This window comes from Bradyrhizobium betae, assembly GCF_004123905.1.
Classification (GTDB): domain Bacteria; phylum Pseudomonadota; class Alphaproteobacteria; order Rhizobiales; family Xanthobacteraceae; genus Bradyrhizobium; species Bradyrhizobium betae_A.
In genome coordinates, this window is the sequence record NZ_MZXW01000050.1 from 429,971 (window position 1) to 447,368 (window position 17,398).

The window sequence follows — 17,398 nt, forward strand, 5'->3', positions numbered from 1 at the left end:
GTCAGTCGTCCGTTTCGCCGGCCTCGTACAGCGCTTCGCGCCCGATGCGGTCGAGGCAGAGCTCGGCCGTCCAGGGCAGCATCAGTGAGCCGCAGCGGCTGTCGCGATAGATGCGTTCCAGCGGGAGCGAGCGGAGCATGGCCTGACCGCCGCAAGTGCGGATCGCGAGCGCGGCGAGTTCATTGGCGCCCTCCATGACCGAATATTGCGCGGCATAGGCGCGCAGTACCTGTTCCTTGCTCGGATTGGCGCGGGCTTCGGTGACCGCCTGGAACCAAATCGCCTTGATCTGCTCGAGCTTGATCTGCATTTGCGCGACCGCGATCTGCTTGGTTGGGTACATCCGCCGCTTGACCGGCGGCATGCCGGGCACCTCGCCGCGCAGATAACGCACGGTGAAATCATAGGCGGCTTGCGCGAGACCCATATAGGTCGGCGACAGCGTCAGGAACATGTGCGGCCACCGCATTGCGGCCTGGAAATAAACGCCGCGCGGCATCAGGGCGGAATCGTCGGGCACGAATACGTCCTTGAACAGAAGCGTTCGCGAGACGGTGCCGCGCATGCCGAGTGGGTCCCAGTCGCCGACGACGGAAACGCCTTCCGATTTCGCGGCGATGGCAAGGTAAAGCGTATTGCGGCGGGACGCCTTCTCGCCTTCCACGATTTCGGTGCAGAGCACTCCGTAATAGTCGGCGTGGCCGGAAAGCGATGCAAAGATCTTCTTGCCGTTGACGACCCAGCCACCCTCGACGGGCTTAGCTTCCGTACCGAAAGCAACGCCGCCCGCGGCCGCGGCGCCGCCTTCGGAGAAGGGTTGCGAGTAGATCGCTCCATCCTCGACGATACGTTTGTAGTGGACGGCGCGCCGCCGCTCGTGCTCGGCGCGAGTCTGCGTATCCATGTCGAGGTCGTCGGCGAGCGGGCCCGTCCATAGGGTGGAGCAGACATGCATGTTCCATGTGAGCGCAGTGGCGCCGCAATAGCGGCCGATCTCGGCGGCCGCCAATGCATAGGTCTGATAATTCGCGCCAAGTCCGCCATGCTGCTTGGGAACGGCGATGCCGAGGAGGCCGACCCGGTGCAGATCGCGATAATTCTCCGTTGGGAAAACCGCCTCGCGATCGTAGGTCGCTGCACGACCGGCGAACACGCTCTGTCCGATCTCGCGGGCGCGGGCGATGATGCCCGCTTGTTCGTCGCTCAGGCGGAATGCGACGGGATCGAAGATCGGGGCGTCCAGCGCGACCTTGCCCGTTGCGCCGATGGTCTTGCTGACTGGCAGGGTCATTGCGCGGTCACCCGTTTTGCAGCGACGGAATCCAGGAACCCGCCGAGAGCCTGATCGAAGGCGTCAGGTCGTTCAAGATTTGCCAGATGGCCGACACCGGCCAGCTCGACATATTCGGCCGAAGGAATGAAGGTCGCCGTTTTCGCCATCATGGGAGCGGGCGCGTTGTTGTCCCTGGACCCGGACAGCAGCAGCGTCGGCACGGAAATATCCTTTAGCGTGCTGCGCTGGTCAAACCCGATCAAGGCCAGCATCATGGCGCGATAGCTGCCCTCCGGCACGCTTGCCATGCACTCGCGCGCAAGTTCCATCCCTTTCGGATCGGGATCGTCGCCAACCAGCTCTTTCACCAGGGATGGCGCCAACGATTTCATCGTCTCCCCGCGGTCGAGTGGCCCGAGCCGCGCTGCGATGAACGATTTCTGCCAGTCCCCGTCGGACTTGCCGAAGGCCGGGCTGGTCTGCGCCAGGACGACCGCACGCGCCAGTTTCGGCGACTGAACCAGCCATTTCTGGACGATCATGCCGCCGATCGAATGGCCGACCAGAATGGGGCGCGCGGTACCGATCTGCTCGATGAATTGCTGGAGCGCGTCAGCCAGGGCAGCGATGCTGACGCTGGCGAGTGGCGCCGATCCGCCATAGCCCGGCATGTCCCACGCGATGGCGCGAAAGCGGTCGCCGAATGTCGCAAGCTGCCGCCGCCAGGCCCGCGCGGCGCCGCCGATACCGTGCAGGAAAATCAAAGGTATCGCACCCGGATCGCCAGCGGCTTCATAGGCGAAGCGTCCGTCGTTTGTTATCATCGGCGCAGGCTGCGACACGCGACATCCTTTTGCTTGGCCCTGCGATGCTAACAGGCCTGCCGTCGATGGGAAGCGATAATTTTATACTTAAAGCAATTTTCGGGCCGGTCGGTGAGACGCGGCTGCTTGTGGTGGTCAAGCGGACACTTCGTTGCAAAAGCTTGAAGTTTAAAATATATCGAAGCATAGGCCAGCAGCCAGTTCAGGGAGACAACGCATGTCCGGTTTGCCGCACTCACCGCACGCGCTGGTGACCGGAGGCGGCCGCGGCATCGGTCGTGCCATCGCGGCGTCACTCGTCGGCGCCGGCGCGACCGTGACAGTGCTTGGCCGGAATGCTGCAACGCTCGAAGAGGCCGTCAGCGCCGGCGCTGCGCATTTTTACACCGTCGCCGACGTCTCGGATGAGGCTGCGCTGAAAGCCGCCGTCGCCGAGGTGAGCGCGAGGAAGCCGATCGATATTCTGGTTGCGAATGCCGGCAGTGCCGAGTCTGCGCCCTTCGCGAAATCGGACAGCGCGCTTTTTGCACGCATGATGGACGTCAATTTCATGGGTGTGGTCCATGCCGTTCGTGCCGTGTTGCCGGGAATGAACGACCGCCCCTATGGCCGCATCGTCGCGGTTGCATCGACGGCCGGGCTCAAGGGCTATGCGTATGTCAGCGCATATGTCGCTGCCAAGCACGCCGTGGTTGGCCTTGTGCGTTCGCTTGCGCTCGAGATGGCGAGCAGCAACGTGACCGTGAATGCGGTCTGCCCCGGATTCACCGACACTGATCTGGTCGCCGTCAGCATCGAGAACATCATGAAGAAGACGGGACGAACCCGCGAGCAGGCGATTGCCGAGCTCGCCAAGCACAATCCGCAGGGGCGGCTGATCTCGCCTCAGGAGGTGGCCGACGCCGTGCTGTGGCTGTGCGGCGAGGGCGCTGGCGCGATCACCGGTCAGGCGATTGCCGTTGCCGGCGGTGAAATCTAGCGGCCTGGAACTAAGGAAAAGGACATCGCATGAGCAGACCAGCAAATCCCGTCACGGTGCCGCTTGTGGATTATTCGCCGCAACACTTCCTGCTGGCCGTGGTCGACGGTGTTGCGAGCGTGACGCTCAACCGTCCCGAGCGGAAGAATCCGTTGACCTTCGAGAGCTACCGGGAGCTCACCGATTTCTTCCGTGCCTGCGCGTTCGATGATGCCGTCAAGTCCATTGTGGTCACCGGCGCCGGAGGTAATTTCTCGTCCGGCGGCGACGTGTTCGAGATCATCGGCCCGCTCGTGAAGATGGACACCAAGGGGCTGACCGCCTTCACCCGGATGACCGGCGACCTCGTCAAGGCGATGCGGGCGTGCCCGCAGCCGATCGTCGCTGCGGTCGAGGGCATCTGCGCCGGTGCCGGCGCGATCATCGCCATGGCGTCGGACATGCGCCTTGCCGCGAGCGGAGCCAAGGTCGCATTCCTGTTCAACAAGGTGGGACTTGCCGGCTGCGACATGGGCGCCTGCGCGATCCTGCCGCGGATCATCGGGCAGTCCCGCGCCTCCGAGCTACTCTACACCGGCCGTTTTATGACCGCGGAGGAGGGCGAGCGGTGGGGCTTCTTCAGCCGCATTGTGACGCCGGAGCAGGTGCTACCCCAGGCGCAATTGCTGGCAAAGCAGATCGCGGAAGGGCCGAACTTCGCGAACACCATGACCAAGCGGATGCTGGCGATGGAATGGGCAATGTCGATCGAGGAAGCCATTGAAGCGGAGGCGGTTGCTCAAGCCCTCTGCATGACCACGGCGGATTTCGAGCGTGCCTTCGAGGCCTTCGCCAACAAGGTCAAGCCGGTCTTCCGGGGCGATTGAGCCCCGGCTTTGCGCGCAATTAAGGCTAAGCCCAAGACCCGGGCCGAGGGCCGGGCGGAGGCGACAAAGCCGCTTGCGGTGGAGCGACCGGCCATGCGACGTTAACCCATTGCCTGGTGTGTTTTGAGTGGAGTTGAGGGCGATGAAGGCGATTATCGTCGGTGGCGGTATCGGAGGTCTCACCACGGCATTGATGCTGCGTGCGCGGGGCATTGGATGCGAGATCTTCGAACAGTCAGATACCATCCGCGAGCTCGGCGTCGGCATCAACACGCTGCCGCACGCGATGCGCGAGCTCGCCGGTCTCGGCCTGCTCCAGAACCTCGATGACGTCGCGATCCGCACCGATCAACTCTACTACCTCAATCGTCACGGCCAGGAGGTCTGGCGCGAAGCCCGCGGCATCGATGCCGGTCACGACGTGCCGCAATTCTCGATCCACCGCGGCCGCCTCCAGGGCGTCATCCATCGTGCCGTCGAGGAGCGGCTCGGGGCGGACGCAATCCACACCGGTTGCCGCCTTGGTGCCTTCACGCAGGACGAAGGCGGGGTCACCGCCTACTTCTTCGATCGTGCGGGTGCGCACATCCATACCGTGCGCGGCGACATCCTGATTGGTGCCGACGGTATCCATTCGCGCGTGCGCGACACGCTTTTCCCGAACGAAGGACCACCGTGCTGGAACGGCTTGATGCTGTGGCGCGGTGCGCGCGACTGGCCGGTGTTCCTCACCGGCAAGTCGATGATCGTCGCAGGCGGTCTCAATGCCAAGGTCGTGATCTATCCGATCGCGGAAGGATCGAGCCCGGCGAGCCGTCTGACCAACTGGGCGGTGCTGGTCAAGGTCGGCGAGGGCAATGCGCCGCCGCCACGGAAAGAAGACTGGTCGCGGCCGGGCCGGCGCGAGGAGCTGATGCCGCATGTGGCGCGCTTCTCGGTGCCCTATATCGACGTGAAGAGCCTGATCTCGGCAACGCCCGAATTCTACGAATATCCGACCTGCGATCGCGATCCCTTGCCCTATTGGTCGTCCGGGCGCGTTACGCTGCTCGGCGATGCCGCGCATCCCATGTATCCGGTCGGCTCCAATGGCGCCTCGCAGGCGATCCTCGATGCGCGCTGCCTTGCCGACGCGCTGGTGCGCGCCGAGCATCCGCGCCAGGCGTTGCTTGAATACGAGAAGAAGCGCCTGCCGATGACCGCGGACATCGTCCGGTCCAACCGGCGCGGCGGCCCCGAGGGCGTCATCGACGCCGTCGAGCAGCTCGCTCCCGATGGCTTCGATAATGTCGACAACGTCCTGAGCTATTCCCAGCGCGAGGCAATCGTGCGCGGCTATGCCACCAAGGCCGGCTTTGCTGCGGTGCCTGGGCTCGCTGCGGTACGCGCCTAAGCGCCGCTAGCCGCCGGGAGGCGGCGGTAGGAAGTGGATGTTGAACTCGGCGGCCATCGCCACCACGTCCTCCGGCTTCTGCTCCTTCATGTTGTGAAGGCCCCAGAACAAGTCGAAAAGTTTTTTGGTCGGCGAGACCCAGAACAGCACCTTCGCTGTTTGCTCGGACTTGTTGAAGATGCCATGCGGCACGCCCATGCCGAGCCGGATCAAATCACCCGCGCTCGCCTGCGACTCCGAATTGCCGAGCATGAAGTCGAGCTTGCCCTCCAGCATGTAGAGATACTCATCCTGGTCGGGATGGATGTGGGGTGGCACGAACGTACCCGGCGGCAATGTCGCGTGCCAGGAGAAGCTGTGCTCGGTATTGCTCTTGGGCACATAGGTCTGACCGAGGATGTTCCAGGAAATGCCCTGGATCCCCTCGTTGGCCCGGGTGATGCCGGTGATTTCGCTCTTCATTGCAGTCCTCCCTTGACGCGACGCGCAGTCTTAGTTCGCCGCCTTGCAATCCTTGGCATAGCGGTCGCCGTAATTCTCGAAAACCTTCTGGACGACCTCGGTCTGGAACTTGCCGTCCGGGCGCTTGGCGACCTTGGTCAGGTAAAAGTCCTGGATCGGATAGCCGTTGGTGTTGAACTTGAAGGCGCCGCGCAACGAGGTGAAGTCGGCCTTCTTCAGCGCGGCCCCAACAGCATCCTTGTTCGAGAGGTCGCCCTTCACGCCTTTGATCGCGCTGTCGATCAGCATCGCGGCGTCATAGGCCTGGAAGGCGTAAGTGCCGGGCACGCCGTTATAGGCGGCCTCATAGGCGGCGACGAACTTCTTGTTCTGGGGATTGTCGAGGTTGGGTGCCCAGTTCGCGCCGCCGAACATCCCGACCGCCGCGTCCTGCTGCGCCGGCAGGGTCGATTCATCCACCGTGAAAGCCGAGAGCACCGGGATGCTGTCGGCGAGGCCGGCTTGCTTGTATTGCTTGACGAGATTGACGCCGAGGCCGCCCGGCATGAACGTGAAGAGAGCATCGGGCTTCTGCGAGGAAATCTTGGACAGCTCCGGCTGGAAGTCCAGCGTGTTGAGCGGCATGTAGGATTCCTCGACGATCTCGCCCTTGTAGTCGAGCTTGAAGCCCGCCACCGAATCCTTGCCGGCCTGATAGTTCGGCACCATCAGGTACATGCGCTTGTAGCCGCGATCCTGCGCGACCTTGCCGAGGATCTCGTGGACCTGGTCGTTCTGATATGACGTCACATAGAAGAACGGGTTGCAGTCCTTGCCGGCAAAAGTCGACGGGCCGGCATTGGGGCTGATCAGGAAGGTTTTGGATTCCGTGACGGGCCGATGGATCGCCTGGAGGATGTTGGAGAAGATCGGTCCGACCACGAAATCGACCTTGTCGCGCTCCAGAAGGCCCTTGACCTTGGTCACTGCCGCATCGGGCTTCAACTCGTCGTCGACAACGACGACTTCGACCTCGCGACCGCCCATCTTGCCGCCGAGATCCTTTACCCCGAGCGCAAAGCCGTCGCGAACTTGCTGGCCAAGCGCGGCGGCGGGGCCCGACAGGGTCACGATCACGCCTAGCTTGATCTTCTCCTGGGCGAGGGCAGGGCTCATCGCGGTGCCGAGCAGCAAGGCGGCCGCGGCCAAGGTCAATTGCGTCTTCATGATCTGTCCCCCGTGACATCAGGGCTTGCGTCGCAAGCCGAGTACTCTAATCCGAGCTTATGCCGATGATGGCCGCCGCGGCAAGCAAGGCGGGGCGCATCGCGTCATCGCCGGCAGTATGCATGCAAGCGTCGCGCCAATTGCTTGAAGCTTAAAGAAACTGGCGTGCGGTCGATTGTTGCAGCTTTAGGCTTGCGGCCGGCGCAGATTTATTTGAAGCTCAAAACGTTGGGGAATCCGTGCCGACGCCAATGCCGGCCGTGAGTGACTGCACCGAAATGCTCGATTCCGAGACCAAGGCCGTCGAAACGCCGGAAGACCATGCCGAAGAGCTTCGGCTGTGGTTGCGCCTGCTCACTTGTACGACCCTGGTCGAGGGCGAAGTGCGCGGCCGGCTGCGGCAGCGCTTCGACGTCACCCTGCCTCGTTTCGATCTGATGGCGCAGCTCGACAAGGCGCCTGACGGCATGACGTTGTCCGACGTCTCCAAGCGCATGATGGTGTCCAATGGCAACGTCACGGGCCTCGTCGAGCGACTGGTGGAATCCGGCCATCTCGACCGGCGCACCTCGGAGACGGACCGCCGGGTCCAGGTGATCCGCCTCACAAAACTCGGTCGCGCCGAGTTCCGCAGGATGGCTGCGGAGCACGAGACCTGGATCGCCGATCTCTTCGCGGATCTGACGCCGAAGGACGTGCGCGAGTTGATGCGCCTCCTCGCCAAGACCAAGGCGTCGGCGCAGAAATCAGCCGCGCGTCGCCGCTCCTAGCAGTCGGACTGGTCGCCAATCCCTCTTTGCCGCAGGAAAAAGCATGGGATGCCCAAAATCCGCTATTGCACCAAATTGTTTTAAGCCTAAAATGTTTCCCAGTTAGTGCTGCCGGGTGCTTTCCATGCGCAAAGGAGCTTGCGATGGCCAACGCCGCCAAGGTTCACGTGTCGGGCTCGTATGACGGCAATGCTGCAACGGCCCATGTCGATACATTTGCGCGGCAGCATCTGCCGCCGCGCGAGCTCTGGCCGGAGTTTCGTTTCACGCTGCCGGAGCTGCACTATCCGCAGCGATTGAACTGCGTCAGCTATTTCCTCGATCGCTGGGTCGAAGAGGGCCATGGCGATGCGCCCTGCGTCATCAGTCCTGCCGTCAGCTATAGCTACCGCGAGCTGCGAGCACTCGTGAACCGCATCGCCAACGTCCTTGTAGGCAAGCTGGGCCTCGTGACCGGCGGACGTGTGCTGCTGCGATCGGCCAACAGTCCCATGATGGTCGCAACCTATCTCGCAGTGATCAAGGCCGGCGGCATCTGCGTGGCGACGATGCCGCTGCTGCGCGCTAAGGAGCTGTCCTACCCGATCCAGAAGGCGGAGATCACGCTGGCGCTCTGCGACGGCAAACTCTCTGACGAAATGGAGAAGGCGAAAACCGCAGCGCCTGGTCTCAAGCACGTGGTCTATTGGGGCAATGGCGCTGCTGACTCGCTCGAGGCGCTGATCGCCGACGCGAGCCCCGAGTTCAAAGCCGTCGATACCGCCTCCGACGACATCTGCCTGATCGCCTTCACGTCTGGCACGACCGGCGATCCCAAGGGCACCATGCATTTCCATCGCGACATGCTGGCGGTGTGCGACGGCTACGCGCGCAACATCTTGCGCGCAGAGCAGAAGGATCGCTTCGTTGGCTCGGCGCCGCTCGCCTTCACCTTCGGCTTCGGCGGCGTGCTGTTTCCGATGCATATCGGCGCCTCCTTCGTGGTGCTGGAGAAGACGACGCCGGACGACATCCTCACGGCGATCGAGCAATACAAGATCACAGTCTGTTTCACGGCGCCGACCGCATACCGCGCCATGATCGGCAAGCTTCCGGGGCGCGACATTTCCTCACTACGGAAGTGCATCTCCGCTGGCGAGACGCTGCCGAAGCCGACGTTCGACGCCTGGCTCAAGGCGACGGGCATCAAGCTGATGGACGGCATAGGCTCGACCGAGTTGCTGCACATCTTCATCAGCGCGACCGAGGACGAGATTCGTCCGGGCGCGACGGGCAAGCCGGTGCCTGGCTATGAGGCGAAGATCGTCGATGATGCCGGCGACGATGTGCCGCCGGGCACGATGGGACGCCTTGCCGTGCGAGGACCGACCGGTTGCCGCTATCTCGCCGACGATCGGCAGCGCAAATACGTCCAGGATGGCTGGAACATCACCGGCGATACCTATCTGATGGATGCCGACGGCTATTTCTGGTACCAGTCGCGCTCCGACGACATGATCGTGTCGGCCGGCTACAATATCGCAGGCACCGACGTCGAGGCGGCGTTGCTGACACATCCGTCAGTGGTCGAGTGCGGTGTGGTCGGCGCACCCGATGAGGCGCGCGGAATGATCGTGAAGGCCTACGTCATTGCCGCGCCCGGCGTGACGCCCGATGCTCAGCTGGCCGCCGAGTTGCAGGACCATGTCAAACGCGAGATCGCGCCGTACAAATATCCGCGCGCGATCGAGTTCGTGACGCAACTCCCGAAAACCGAGACCGGCAAATTGAAGCGCTTTGCCCTGCGGCAGATGGCGCAAGCCGCCGCGACCTCATCGGGCGCCGCCGCAGAATGAGAAGGATAGAGAATTGTCCGTGACGACGCCGAAAGGCCCGCAGCTTGCGGTGCTGCCGACCGCAGCCGATGACGACACGCGCTCGACGGTGAAGGTGCTGCAGCCGTCTGGCTGGCCGATACCGAAAGGCTATGCCAACGGTATGGCCGCGGAGGGGCGCATCGTCGTCACCGGCGGTGTGATCGGTTGGGATGCCGCAGAGCGTCTCGCGGACGGTTTTGTCGCGCAGGTCCACCAGACCCTGAGCAACATCGCTGAAATCCTCGCCGAAGCCGGTGCACGTCCCGAGCACCTTGTGCGCCTGACCTGGTACGTTGTCGACATGGACGAGTATCTGGCGAACCTGAGAGAACTCGGCAAGGTCTACCGTGCCATCTTCGGTGCGCATTATCCGGCGATGGCGCTCGTTCAGGTCGTCCGTCTCGTCGAGAAGGCGGCGCGCGTCGAGATTGAAGCCACTGCCGTCATTCCCCGCTGAGCCATATTTGACCTGTGGCCCGTCTTAGCTCGCTTTGGCGAGGTCATCGTCCTCGGGCGAGTTCAGATAAACGCCCGACATGGTGTCGACCCAGCAGAGATGGTCGTGCACCTTCTTGACGCCTTCGACGTTCTCGGCCGCGACGACCGCGGCCCGCCGTGCGCGTTCTTCGGTGATAACGCCGCTGAGATGAACGATACCGTTGCGGACAATCACGTTCAGTCCGAATGGGCACCAATCGTTCTTCTCCATGGTGTCGATGATGCGGCTGCGAATGTGATCGTCGTCGGCCGTCGGATCCGGCACCTCGCGGGCGAGGCCCGCCACCGCCTGTAGCAAATTGGCGCGGGAGACGATCCCGACAACCTTGTCGCCGCGCACCACCGGCAGGCGCTTCACGTTGTTCCGTTCCATGAGATCGACGATCTCCGCGAGCGCGGTATCCTCGGTGATGGTGACCGGCGAAGCGGTCATCACCTCCGCGACCTTGCGGCCGTGCTCGTGGACGAAGTCGCTGGCGGACTCGCCCGGACCGAGGATGAACCGCAACCAGCGTCCCCGCTTGCGCCCGGTGCCGATTTCGCTGCGTCGGATGAAATCTCCTTCCGAAACGACGCCGACCAGCTTGCCGGTGTCGTCAACCACCGTGAGACCGCTAATGTGCCGCTTCAGCATGATGTTCGCCGCCTCGACGATGCTGGTGTCGGGGGCGACCGAGATGACCGACGGGGTCATGATCTGGTGGGCGCGCATGGAGAACTCCGCAAGTTCATTAAGATTCGCGATGCGCGAAGCTTAGAGCAGCGGCAGGGGCTGGATTTGACGCAAGTCAAGCAAATGCTTGCGTGCACCTAGTCCTCGGGCTCCGCAGTCGGCGCGAGGTCGGAGGAGCGGAATGGCTTGGCCTTGTCCAGTTTCCGGTAAGCTTTCGAGGCTTTTCGCAGCAGCTTGTTTTCCCGCTTGCGGTCGAGGAAGCGAATGCCGGCCTCGGGGACGGCTTCGTTCAATGACGCCGCCAGCGTCTGTCCGCGCGCATCGTCGTTCAACTGGCCGAGCGACTTTTGCGCTTTGCGCAATTGCTTGAGGATCGACTTCTGCTTGGTCAAGGATTCGTCGGCGAACAGGTCCTCCAGCGACTCGACCGAATAGGTCATCCGCTTGTTGAGAAGCCGCAGCTTGTGCCGCTTCTCGACGTCGAGCTTGCGGAGTTTTCGCGCCTTCTTGAGCAGTGTCGTTTCCCATTCGGCGAGCTGGGCCGTTGCATGGTCGGCGAGCGCGCAGCGGCGCAGCCTGATGGCCTCCTTGCTGCGCCTTGTCGACCAGGGGCCGCTCTCGATCCAGGCCGAGGTCTGCTCGACCAGGCGGCGATAGCGCGCCGATTGCAGCGCGCGCGCCAGCAGGCGGTGGCTCTCGGCGCGCTTCTCGTCCCAGTGCTGGAGCTCGGCGATCACGTCGAGCTCGCCGCCGCTCTCGGCGATGACCCGGTCGATCGCCACGTCGAGGTCGCGCACCATGCCGAGCTGGCTGTTCAGCCATTTCAGCTCGGTCCAGACCGCCGGCCGTAACCCGTCATCGACCACGGGCGAGAAGAAGCGGATGGCGGTGCGCAAATGTGTCAGTGCGATCCGGATCTGGTGCAGCGCCTCCGGGTCGCCACGGCATGTGCCGTCGTGCTGGGCGAGGACGGCATCGAGGTGGCGCCGGGCAATGATCCGGAACGCCGTATCGCAGGCCATGCCGGGGCTGAGGCGGCCCGGCAGGGCATTGCGCCGCGTCGGCGGCTTGGCGCGCGCGGTCGTCGTCGAACTCGTGGTGGGTCGCGACATCCTTGCCCGCGTCAATCAGATTGCCTTATTTGCCTTCGGAGATCGCGTCCCGGCAGCTCCGGAGCGTCTGCTCTTGTGTCCCGGATGCATCGATGCTCGCCCACCCGATGTGGCCGATATTATAGTGCTCCTGCTGCGCAGCAACCTCTTGTGTGGCGTCGGATGCGTCTCCTCGGCGGCTTCCGATTCGCGCTTGGCGCGTTGCGAGGTCCGCAATCAGGAATAGTCCACGCAGCGGCACATTGCATTCACTAGCCAGGGCGGCGAGTTCGTCGCGTTCGGACTCGCGTGCAGAGACGGCGTCGACGATTGCGGAATGGCCCTGCGCCAGCACCTGTCGGGCGCGTTGCAACAGCACCTCGTAGACACGTGTCGTGACCTCAGGCCGGTACGTGGACGGTGGCAACCGGTCGGTGTGTGCCACGCGAAACAGCTGCTTGCGAATGACGTCGCTGCGTAGCACGACAGCTCCTGGTTGCGGTCCGACGTCAGGCGCCAGCCCGCGGGCGAGGACGGACTTGCCGGTCCCCGATAGTCCGCCGACCGCAATCAGGCGCGGCGCGGGAGGATGGATCAGAGCCTGGGCGAGATCGAAATAATTGCGTGCCTCACGAACAATCCTGGTTCGGTCGGCGTCGGGCCGGGCCAGGCGTGCCAGCGTCACCTGGGCGCGGATCGCCGCGCGAATGGACATGAACAGCGGCAATGCGGAGAGCGCGTCGAGATTTTCGGGCGGCGTCGCGCCGAGATATTGGTTCAGGACGATATTGGCGGCGACGGGTTGATCGTGGTGCACCAAGTCCATCAGCATGAAAGCGAGGTCGTAGAGCACGTCGACGGTCGCGATTCCCGGATCGAATTCGACGGCATCGAACAGGATTGGCTGGTCGCCGATCGACACGATGTTCGCAAGATGCAGGTCGCCGTGGCAGCGGCGCACAAACCCTTGACGGCCGCGCTCTTCGAGCCGTGGCCGCAGGCGCAAGAACATTGCGTGCGAGGCTTCGGTGAGCTGCTCGATCTCTTCGGCGTCGATATGGTTGCCCTTCTGCAGACCGTTCCTGTTTCCGTCGATGAGGCCGGGGATGGAGGAAGCCCACGCCTTGCCGTCAACACGGGGCGCAGCCGCATGCGAGTCCGCGATGGCGTCGGCGGCAGCCGAGGCAAGGTTCGCATCCAGCGGGCCGGTTTTCGCCAGATGGTCCAGCGTCCGTTTTTCATCGAAGCGCGACATGTCGACCGCATATTCGATCGGCCGGCCGCGGCCATCCACCGCTATCGATCCGTCCGGTTCTTCGGTGATCGCGACGACGCGGTGATAGATCTGCGGCGCCAGCGGCCGGTTGATCCTGATCTCCTCCTCGCAGGCCGCCTTCCGCTTCGCTAATGTCGAATAATCGAGGAACGGAAACCGCACGGCCCGTTTGATCTTCAACGCGCGTGGCCCGTCGAGAAAGACCGAGGCCGCATGCGTATCGATCCGCTTCACGGTCGGATGGCCGACGGGATCGGTGAGCGCCGCAAAGATCCGGTCCTGGGTCGCGGAATCGTCTGTCATCCCTGCTGGTAGGTCCCAATGCGTCGGAAGGCGATGCGGCCGCCAACCACGTTAATCCTTAGAATGCAGTGGCCGCCAGTCCTTGACTTCGGTCAATGCCCGCCTCTCGCTGGCGGAGTTCTCCCCCCGGGGCTTGATGAGGATCAAACATCCCGGCGAAAGCCGGCCTATTCTGGTCGCAGAGGAGAATCCCGATGCCCATCAAGGACGTCTTTCTGCCGCTTGTCGGCCAGGCCCGCGGGCCGGCCCTTGCTGCAATCGAGAAATGCGTGGCGGTCGCCGCCGACCTCGGTGCCAGGATCACGGCGCTTGCACTCGAGGACGAGGTTTTCGCGCGTCCGAAAGTGATGCTTCCCGATGACGCGGATTCCGTTGCGGCCGACGCCGCGGTGGGGGATATGCAGCTTCTCCTGAATGCATTCACCGGCGCTGCCTCTCGCGCCGACCTCCGCAGTCAGAGCCGTTCGGCCAAGGTGCCGGCGGATCAGATCGCGTCGATCCTGGCCGAGCATGCGCGTTTCAGCGATCTCACGCTGGTCCCCGTGAGGCCGCATGACAGCCGCACCGAGCATATCGTCGAGACGATCCTGTTCGAATCCGGGCGACCGCTGCTGCTCTGTCCGGAACAGCATGTGGATGAGCTGCGCCCGGAATTCGAGAACATCATGATTGCCTGGGATCACTCCGCGCGTGCGGCACGGGCAATTGGCGACGCGATGCCGATCCTTCAGGCTGCTGCATCAGTCCGCGTGGTGACCGTGGCCGACGACAAGACCGACGCGATCGAGCAATCCGGAACGGCCCTCGTCAGCCATCTGAGGGAACACGGCGTCTACGCCTCGTTCGAAACGGCGAAGGGCAGCGGCAGCTCGATCGGCAAGGTGCTCGGAAGCTGGGCCAATTCCAATACCATCGATGCGATCGTGATGGGCGCCTACCATCATTCGCGTCTAAACGAGATCGTCTGGGGCGGTGTGACAAAGACCGTCATTGGCGAGCCACCCTGCTGGGTTATGATCTCGCACTAGGCTCGTCATAAATCATCGGCCTGATCTTCCCACCACCGGAACCACTACCGACCGGGCGCATTTGCTGTCATGTCCACCTATCGCCTGAAGAATCTGCTGTCGCCGCAGTCGGTCGCGCTGGTCGGGGCGAGTGCCCGTCCAGTCTCGGTGGGACGCGCCGTTCTGGAGAACATTCGGAGCGCCGGATTCAAGGGGCGGTTTGGCCTGGTCAATCCGCGGCATGCCGAGATCGGCGGCGTCGCTTCGGTGAAGAGCCTGGACAGGCTGGACTTCGTGCCCGAACTCGTGGTCGTCACCGCGCCGGCACGTGAGGTTCCCGACATCATCGACCAAGCCGGGCGACGCGGCTCGGCGGGAGCGCTGATTGTCTCAGCGGGGCTCGGTCATGGACCGGGATCCGTGCACGAAGCCGCAATCGCCGCGGCCCGCAAATACGGCATGCGGCTGATCGGGCCGAACTGCCTGGGCATCATGATGCCCGGCGTCAGCCTCAATGCCAGCTTTGCCGCGCACATGCCGGCCGCGGGAAATCTCGCCCTGATTTCGCAATCCGGCGCGATCGCCGCCGGCATGGTGGATTGGGCTGCGCAGCGTGGCGTCGGCTTCTCCGGCATTGTCTCGATCGGCGATCAGATCGATGTCGATATTGCCGACCTGCTCGATTATTTCGCGATGGATCACAAGACCCGCGCGATCCTGCTCTACATCGAGGCCATCAAGGACGCGCGCAAATTCCTGTCCGCGGCACGCGCTGCTGCGCGCGTCAAGCCGGTCGTCGTGGTAAAGTCCGGCCGCATGGCACAGGGCGCGAAGGCGGCCGCGACCCATACCGGCGCGCTTGCGGGCGCTGACGCCGTCTATGACGCGGCGTTCCGCCGCGCGGGTGTCCTGCGGGTCTCCGATCTGCGCGAGCTGTTCGACTGCGCCGAGACGCTCGGCCGCGTCGGATCGCCGACCGGAAAGCGCCTCGCCATCCTGACCAATGGCGGCGGTATCGGCGTTCTTGCCGTTGATCGATTGGTCGAGCTTGGCGGAATTCCGGCGTCCATCTCGGCAGATGCGCGCAAAAAGCTCGATGACGTGTTGCCGCCGACCTGGTCCGGCGCAAATCCGGTCGACATCGTCGGCGATGCCGATGCGTCGCGCTATGCGGCGGCGCTGGAGGTGCTGCTCGCCGACCCAGATAATGATGCAGTTCTCGTCCTCAACGTGCAGACCGCGATCGCCTCTGCTGCCGACATCGCAATAGCCGTGACGGAGCTCGTCGGAAAATATCGCGAGCAGCATCGCAGTTGGGCGAAGCCCGTGCTGGCGGCCTGGGTCGGAGCCGATCAGACGATCATCCAGACGCTCTCCGACGCGAGGATTCCGAACTACCCGACCGAAGACGATGCAGTGCGCGGATTCATGCACCTGGTCCGGCACCGCGAAGTGGTCGAGGAGCTGAGCCAGGTTCCTCCTGCAATGCCCGATACGTTCGTGCCCGACGCCCGGGCTGCCAGGCAGATCGTCGCCGCTGCCATCGCCGATGGCCGCAAATGGCTCGAACCGGTCGAGATCAAGCATCTGCTCGAAGCCTATGACATCGCGATGGTGTCGACCCATGCGGCAGCCGATGTCGAGCAGGCGGTCACCTATGCCAACGAAATGTTCGCGCAGAGCGCCACCGTCGTGCTGAAAATCATGTCGCGCGACATCACTCATAAGTCTGACGTCGGCGGTGTCGTTCTCAACCTGACGACGCCGGACGCCGTGCGGGCGGCTGCCACGGACATTCTCGCCCGGGCGAGGAAGCTGCGCCCCGAAGCCCGCATCGAGGGCGTCATCGTGCAGGCGATGGTCGTCAAGGCGAAGGCGCGCGAGCTGATTTTGGGCATTGCCGACGATCCCACCTTCGGCGCCGTGGTCGTGTTCGGCCGTGGCGGGACCGCGGTCGAGATCATCAACGACAAGGCGCTGGCGCTGCCGCCGCTCGATTTGCAACTTGCCCGTGACCTGATCGACCGCACGCGCGTGTCACGGCTGCTGAAGGCTTATCGCGACGTGCCCGCGGTGAAGCAGGACGCCGTCGCAATGGTGCTGGTCAAGCTCGCTCAGATGGCGGCCGACCTCCCGGAGATCCGCGAATTCGATATCAACCCGTTGCTCGCGGACGAAACCTGCGTGACGGCGGTCGATGCCCGTGTCGCAATCGGGCCGCCGCAGCGGAAATTCGCAGGCTCCGGTCCGGCCAATTTCGCCGTTCGCGCCTATCCGTCGCAATGGGAGCGGCACCTCAAGCTCAAGGACGACTGGCGCATCTTCGTGCGGCCCCTGCGCCCCGAGGACGAGCCGACCATCCACGAATTCCTGCGTCACGTCACGGCGCATGACCTCCGTCTGCGTTTCTTTGCGCCGATGAAGGAATTTACCCACGAGTTCATCGCGCGCTTGACCCAGCTCGACTATGCCCGCGCGATGGCCTTCATCGCATTCGACGAGGCCTCCGGCGAGATGGTCGGCGTGGTCCGGCTCCATTCCGACTCGGTCTACGAGAGCGGCGAATACGCGATCCTGCTGCGGTCTGACCTCAAGGGCAGGGGCCTTGGATGGGCCCTGATGCAGCTGATGATCGACTATGCGAGGTCGGAGGGGCTGAAGGCCATATCGGGCGACGTGCTCAAGGAGAACACCGTCATGCTCGAGATGTGCCGGCAGCTCGGCTTCGAGGTCAAGCCGGATCCGACCGAACCTGATATCTGCGACGTCCGGCTGAAGCTCTGAGTGCAGCGATTACGGGTGTGCCTCGAGCGAAACTGCCGCTTCCTTGGTCGTTCTCCTTAAGCTTCCAAGGCTCGCTGGCGCAGCCGCGCTTGATTCGCGTCAAGGAGCGGTGCGCGATCCCAGCCTTGAGACAGGTC

The 17,398-nt window shown here is 63.6% G+C and carries 15 protein-coding genes; 8 read left to right on the forward strand and 7 right to left on the reverse strand.

The genetic code is table 11. The features are described from left to right. Position 1: 1 nt before the first annotated feature. Positions 2-1,291, reverse strand: coding sequence for an acyl-CoA dehydrogenase family protein (locus B5V03_RS34580; protein WP_129274833.1), 1,290 nt, complete (start codon positions 1,289-1,291; stop codon positions 2-4). Beyond that, positions 1,288-2,115, reverse strand: coding sequence for an alpha/beta fold hydrolase (locus tag B5V03_RS34585; protein ID WP_129274834.1), 828 nt, complete (start codon positions 2,113-2,115; stop codon positions 1,288-1,290). The genes B5V03_RS34580 and B5V03_RS34585 overlap by 4 nt, the downstream gene beginning before the upstream one ends. 199 nt (positions 2,116-2,314) lie before the next feature. Here B5V03_RS34585 and B5V03_RS34590 point away from each other — a divergent pair, with 199 nt between their 5' ends. The 3 genes from B5V03_RS34590 (at position 2,315) to B5V03_RS34600 (ending at position 5,335) form a co-directional block, all read left to right on the forward strand. Then, a complete protein-coding gene (locus tag B5V03_RS34590) occupies positions 2,315-3,076 on the forward strand; it encodes an SDR family NAD(P)-dependent oxidoreductase (protein ID WP_129274835.1) in 762 nt (253 codons plus the stop codon). Positions 3,077-3,105: 29 nt separating this feature from the next. After that, on the forward strand, positions 3,106-3,942 hold the full coding sequence (locus B5V03_RS34595; protein WP_129274836.1) for an enoyl-CoA hydratase family protein: 837 nt from the start codon (positions 3,106-3,108) through the stop codon (positions 3,940-3,942). A gap of 142 nt (positions 3,943-4,084) precedes the next feature. Beyond that, entirely contained in the window at positions 4,085-5,335 is a 1,251-nt protein-coding gene (locus B5V03_RS34600) for a flavin-dependent oxidoreductase (RefSeq protein ID WP_129274837.1), read from the forward strand. A gap of 6 nt (positions 5,336-5,341) precedes the next feature. Here B5V03_RS34600 and B5V03_RS34605 read toward each other — a convergent pair whose 3' ends face one another. Next, entirely contained in the window at positions 5,342-5,797 is a 456-nt protein-coding gene (locus B5V03_RS34605) for a cupin domain-containing protein (RefSeq protein ID WP_129274838.1), read from the reverse strand. Between the two features lie 30 nt (positions 5,798-5,827). Further along, a complete protein-coding gene (locus tag B5V03_RS34610) occupies positions 5,828-7,003 on the reverse strand; it encodes an ABC transporter substrate-binding protein (RefSeq protein WP_129274839.1) in 1,176 nt (391 codons plus the stop codon). A gap of 251 nt (positions 7,004-7,254) precedes the next feature. Here B5V03_RS34610 and B5V03_RS34615 point away from each other — a divergent pair, with 251 nt between their 5' ends. From B5V03_RS34615 to B5V03_RS34625, 3 genes are all read left to right on the forward strand, one after another. Continuing rightward, positions 7,255-7,773 carry a MarR family winged helix-turn-helix transcriptional regulator gene (locus tag B5V03_RS34615; protein ID WP_164988489.1) on the forward strand — a complete coding sequence of 173 codons (519 nt, stop codon included), beginning with the start codon at positions 7,255-7,257 and terminating at the stop codon, positions 7,771-7,773. A gap of 143 nt (positions 7,774-7,916) precedes the next feature. Further along, positions 7,917-9,608 (forward strand): benzoate-CoA ligase family protein, encoded by a 1,692-nt coding sequence (locus B5V03_RS34620; protein WP_129274840.1) that lies wholly within the window; start codon positions 7,917-7,919, stop codon positions 9,606-9,608. Between the two features lie 19 nt (positions 9,609-9,627). After that, on the forward strand, positions 9,628-10,086 hold the full coding sequence (locus B5V03_RS34625; RefSeq protein ID WP_129274841.1) for a RidA family protein: 459 nt from the start codon (positions 9,628-9,630) through the stop codon (positions 10,084-10,086). A gap of 24 nt (positions 10,087-10,110) precedes the next feature. Here B5V03_RS34625 and B5V03_RS34630 read toward each other — a convergent pair whose 3' ends face one another. The 3 genes from B5V03_RS34630 to B5V03_RS34640 form a co-directional block, all read right to left on the reverse strand. Further along, complete coding sequence (locus B5V03_RS34630) at positions 10,111-10,839, reverse strand: CBS domain-containing protein (protein WP_129274842.1); 729 nt, start codon at positions 10,837-10,839, stop codon at positions 10,111-10,113. A 98-nt stretch (positions 10,840-10,937) separates the two neighbouring features. Then, positions 10,938-11,912 (reverse strand): CHAD domain-containing protein, encoded by a 975-nt coding sequence (locus B5V03_RS34635; RefSeq protein ID WP_129274843.1) that lies wholly within the window; start codon positions 11,910-11,912, stop codon positions 10,938-10,940. 25 nt (positions 11,913-11,937) lie between these two features. Then, positions 11,938-13,470 (reverse strand): AAA family ATPase, encoded by a 1,533-nt coding sequence (locus B5V03_RS34640; protein ID WP_129274844.1) that lies wholly within the window; start codon positions 13,468-13,470, stop codon positions 11,938-11,940. Between the two features lie 194 nt (positions 13,471-13,664). Here B5V03_RS34640 and B5V03_RS34645 point away from each other — a divergent pair, with 194 nt between their 5' ends. Continuing rightward, entirely contained in the window at positions 13,665-14,498 is an 834-nt protein-coding gene (locus B5V03_RS34645; protein ID WP_129274845.1) for a universal stress protein, read from the forward strand. Positions 14,499-14,567: 69 nt separating this feature from the next. Next, complete coding sequence (locus tag B5V03_RS34650) at positions 14,568-17,261, forward strand: bifunctional acetate--CoA ligase family protein/GNAT family N-acetyltransferase (protein WP_129274846.1); 2,694 nt, start codon at positions 14,568-14,570, stop codon at positions 17,259-17,261. Positions 17,262-17,398: the final 137 nt, after the last annotated feature.

Excerpts from the sequence above, each read along its gene's own strand:
- B5V03_RS34580 (WP_129274833.1), bottom strand. The coding sequence starts at position 1,291 with ATGACCCTGCCAGTCAGCAAGACCATCGGCGCAACGGGCAAGGTCGCG.
- B5V03_RS34590 (WP_129274835.1), top strand. The coding sequence starts at position 2,315 with ATGTCCGGTTTGCCGCACTCACCGCACGCGCTGGTGACCGGAGGCGGC.
- B5V03_RS34595 (WP_129274836.1), top strand. The coding sequence starts at position 3,106 with ATGAGCAGACCAGCAAATCCCGTCACGGTGCCGCTTGTGGATTATTCG.
- B5V03_RS34600 (WP_129274837.1), top strand. The coding sequence starts at position 4,085 with ATGAAGGCGATTATCGTCGGTGGCGGTATCGGAGGTCTCACCACGGCA.
- B5V03_RS34605 (WP_129274838.1), bottom strand. The coding sequence starts at position 5,797 with ATGAAGAGCGAAATCACCGGCATCACCCGGGCCAACGAGGGGATCCAG.
- B5V03_RS34610 (WP_129274839.1), bottom strand. The coding sequence starts at position 7,003 with ATGAAGACGCAATTGACCTTGGCCGCGGCCGCCTTGCTGCTCGGCACC.
- B5V03_RS34615 (WP_164988489.1), top strand. The coding sequence starts at position 7,255 with ATGCCGGCCGTGAGTGACTGCACCGAAATGCTCGATTCCGAGACCAAG.
- B5V03_RS34620 (WP_129274840.1), top strand. The coding sequence starts at position 7,917 with ATGGCCAACGCCGCCAAGGTTCACGTGTCGGGCTCGTATGACGGCAAT.
- B5V03_RS34630 (WP_129274842.1), bottom strand. The coding sequence starts at position 10,839 with ATGCGCGCCCACCAGATCATGACCCCGTCGGTCATCTCGGTCGCCCCC.
- B5V03_RS34635 (WP_129274843.1), bottom strand. The coding sequence starts at position 11,912 with ATGTCGCGACCCACCACGAGTTCGACGACGACCGCGCGCGCCAAGCCG.
- B5V03_RS34640 (WP_129274844.1), bottom strand. The coding sequence starts at position 13,470 with ATGACAGACGATTCCGCGACCCAGGACCGGATCTTTGCGGCGCTCACC.
- B5V03_RS34645 (WP_129274845.1), top strand. The coding sequence starts at position 13,665 with ATGCCCATCAAGGACGTCTTTCTGCCGCTTGTCGGCCAGGCCCGCGGG.
- B5V03_RS34650 (WP_129274846.1), top strand. The coding sequence starts at position 14,568 with ATGTCCACCTATCGCCTGAAGAATCTGCTGTCGCCGCAGTCGGTCGCG.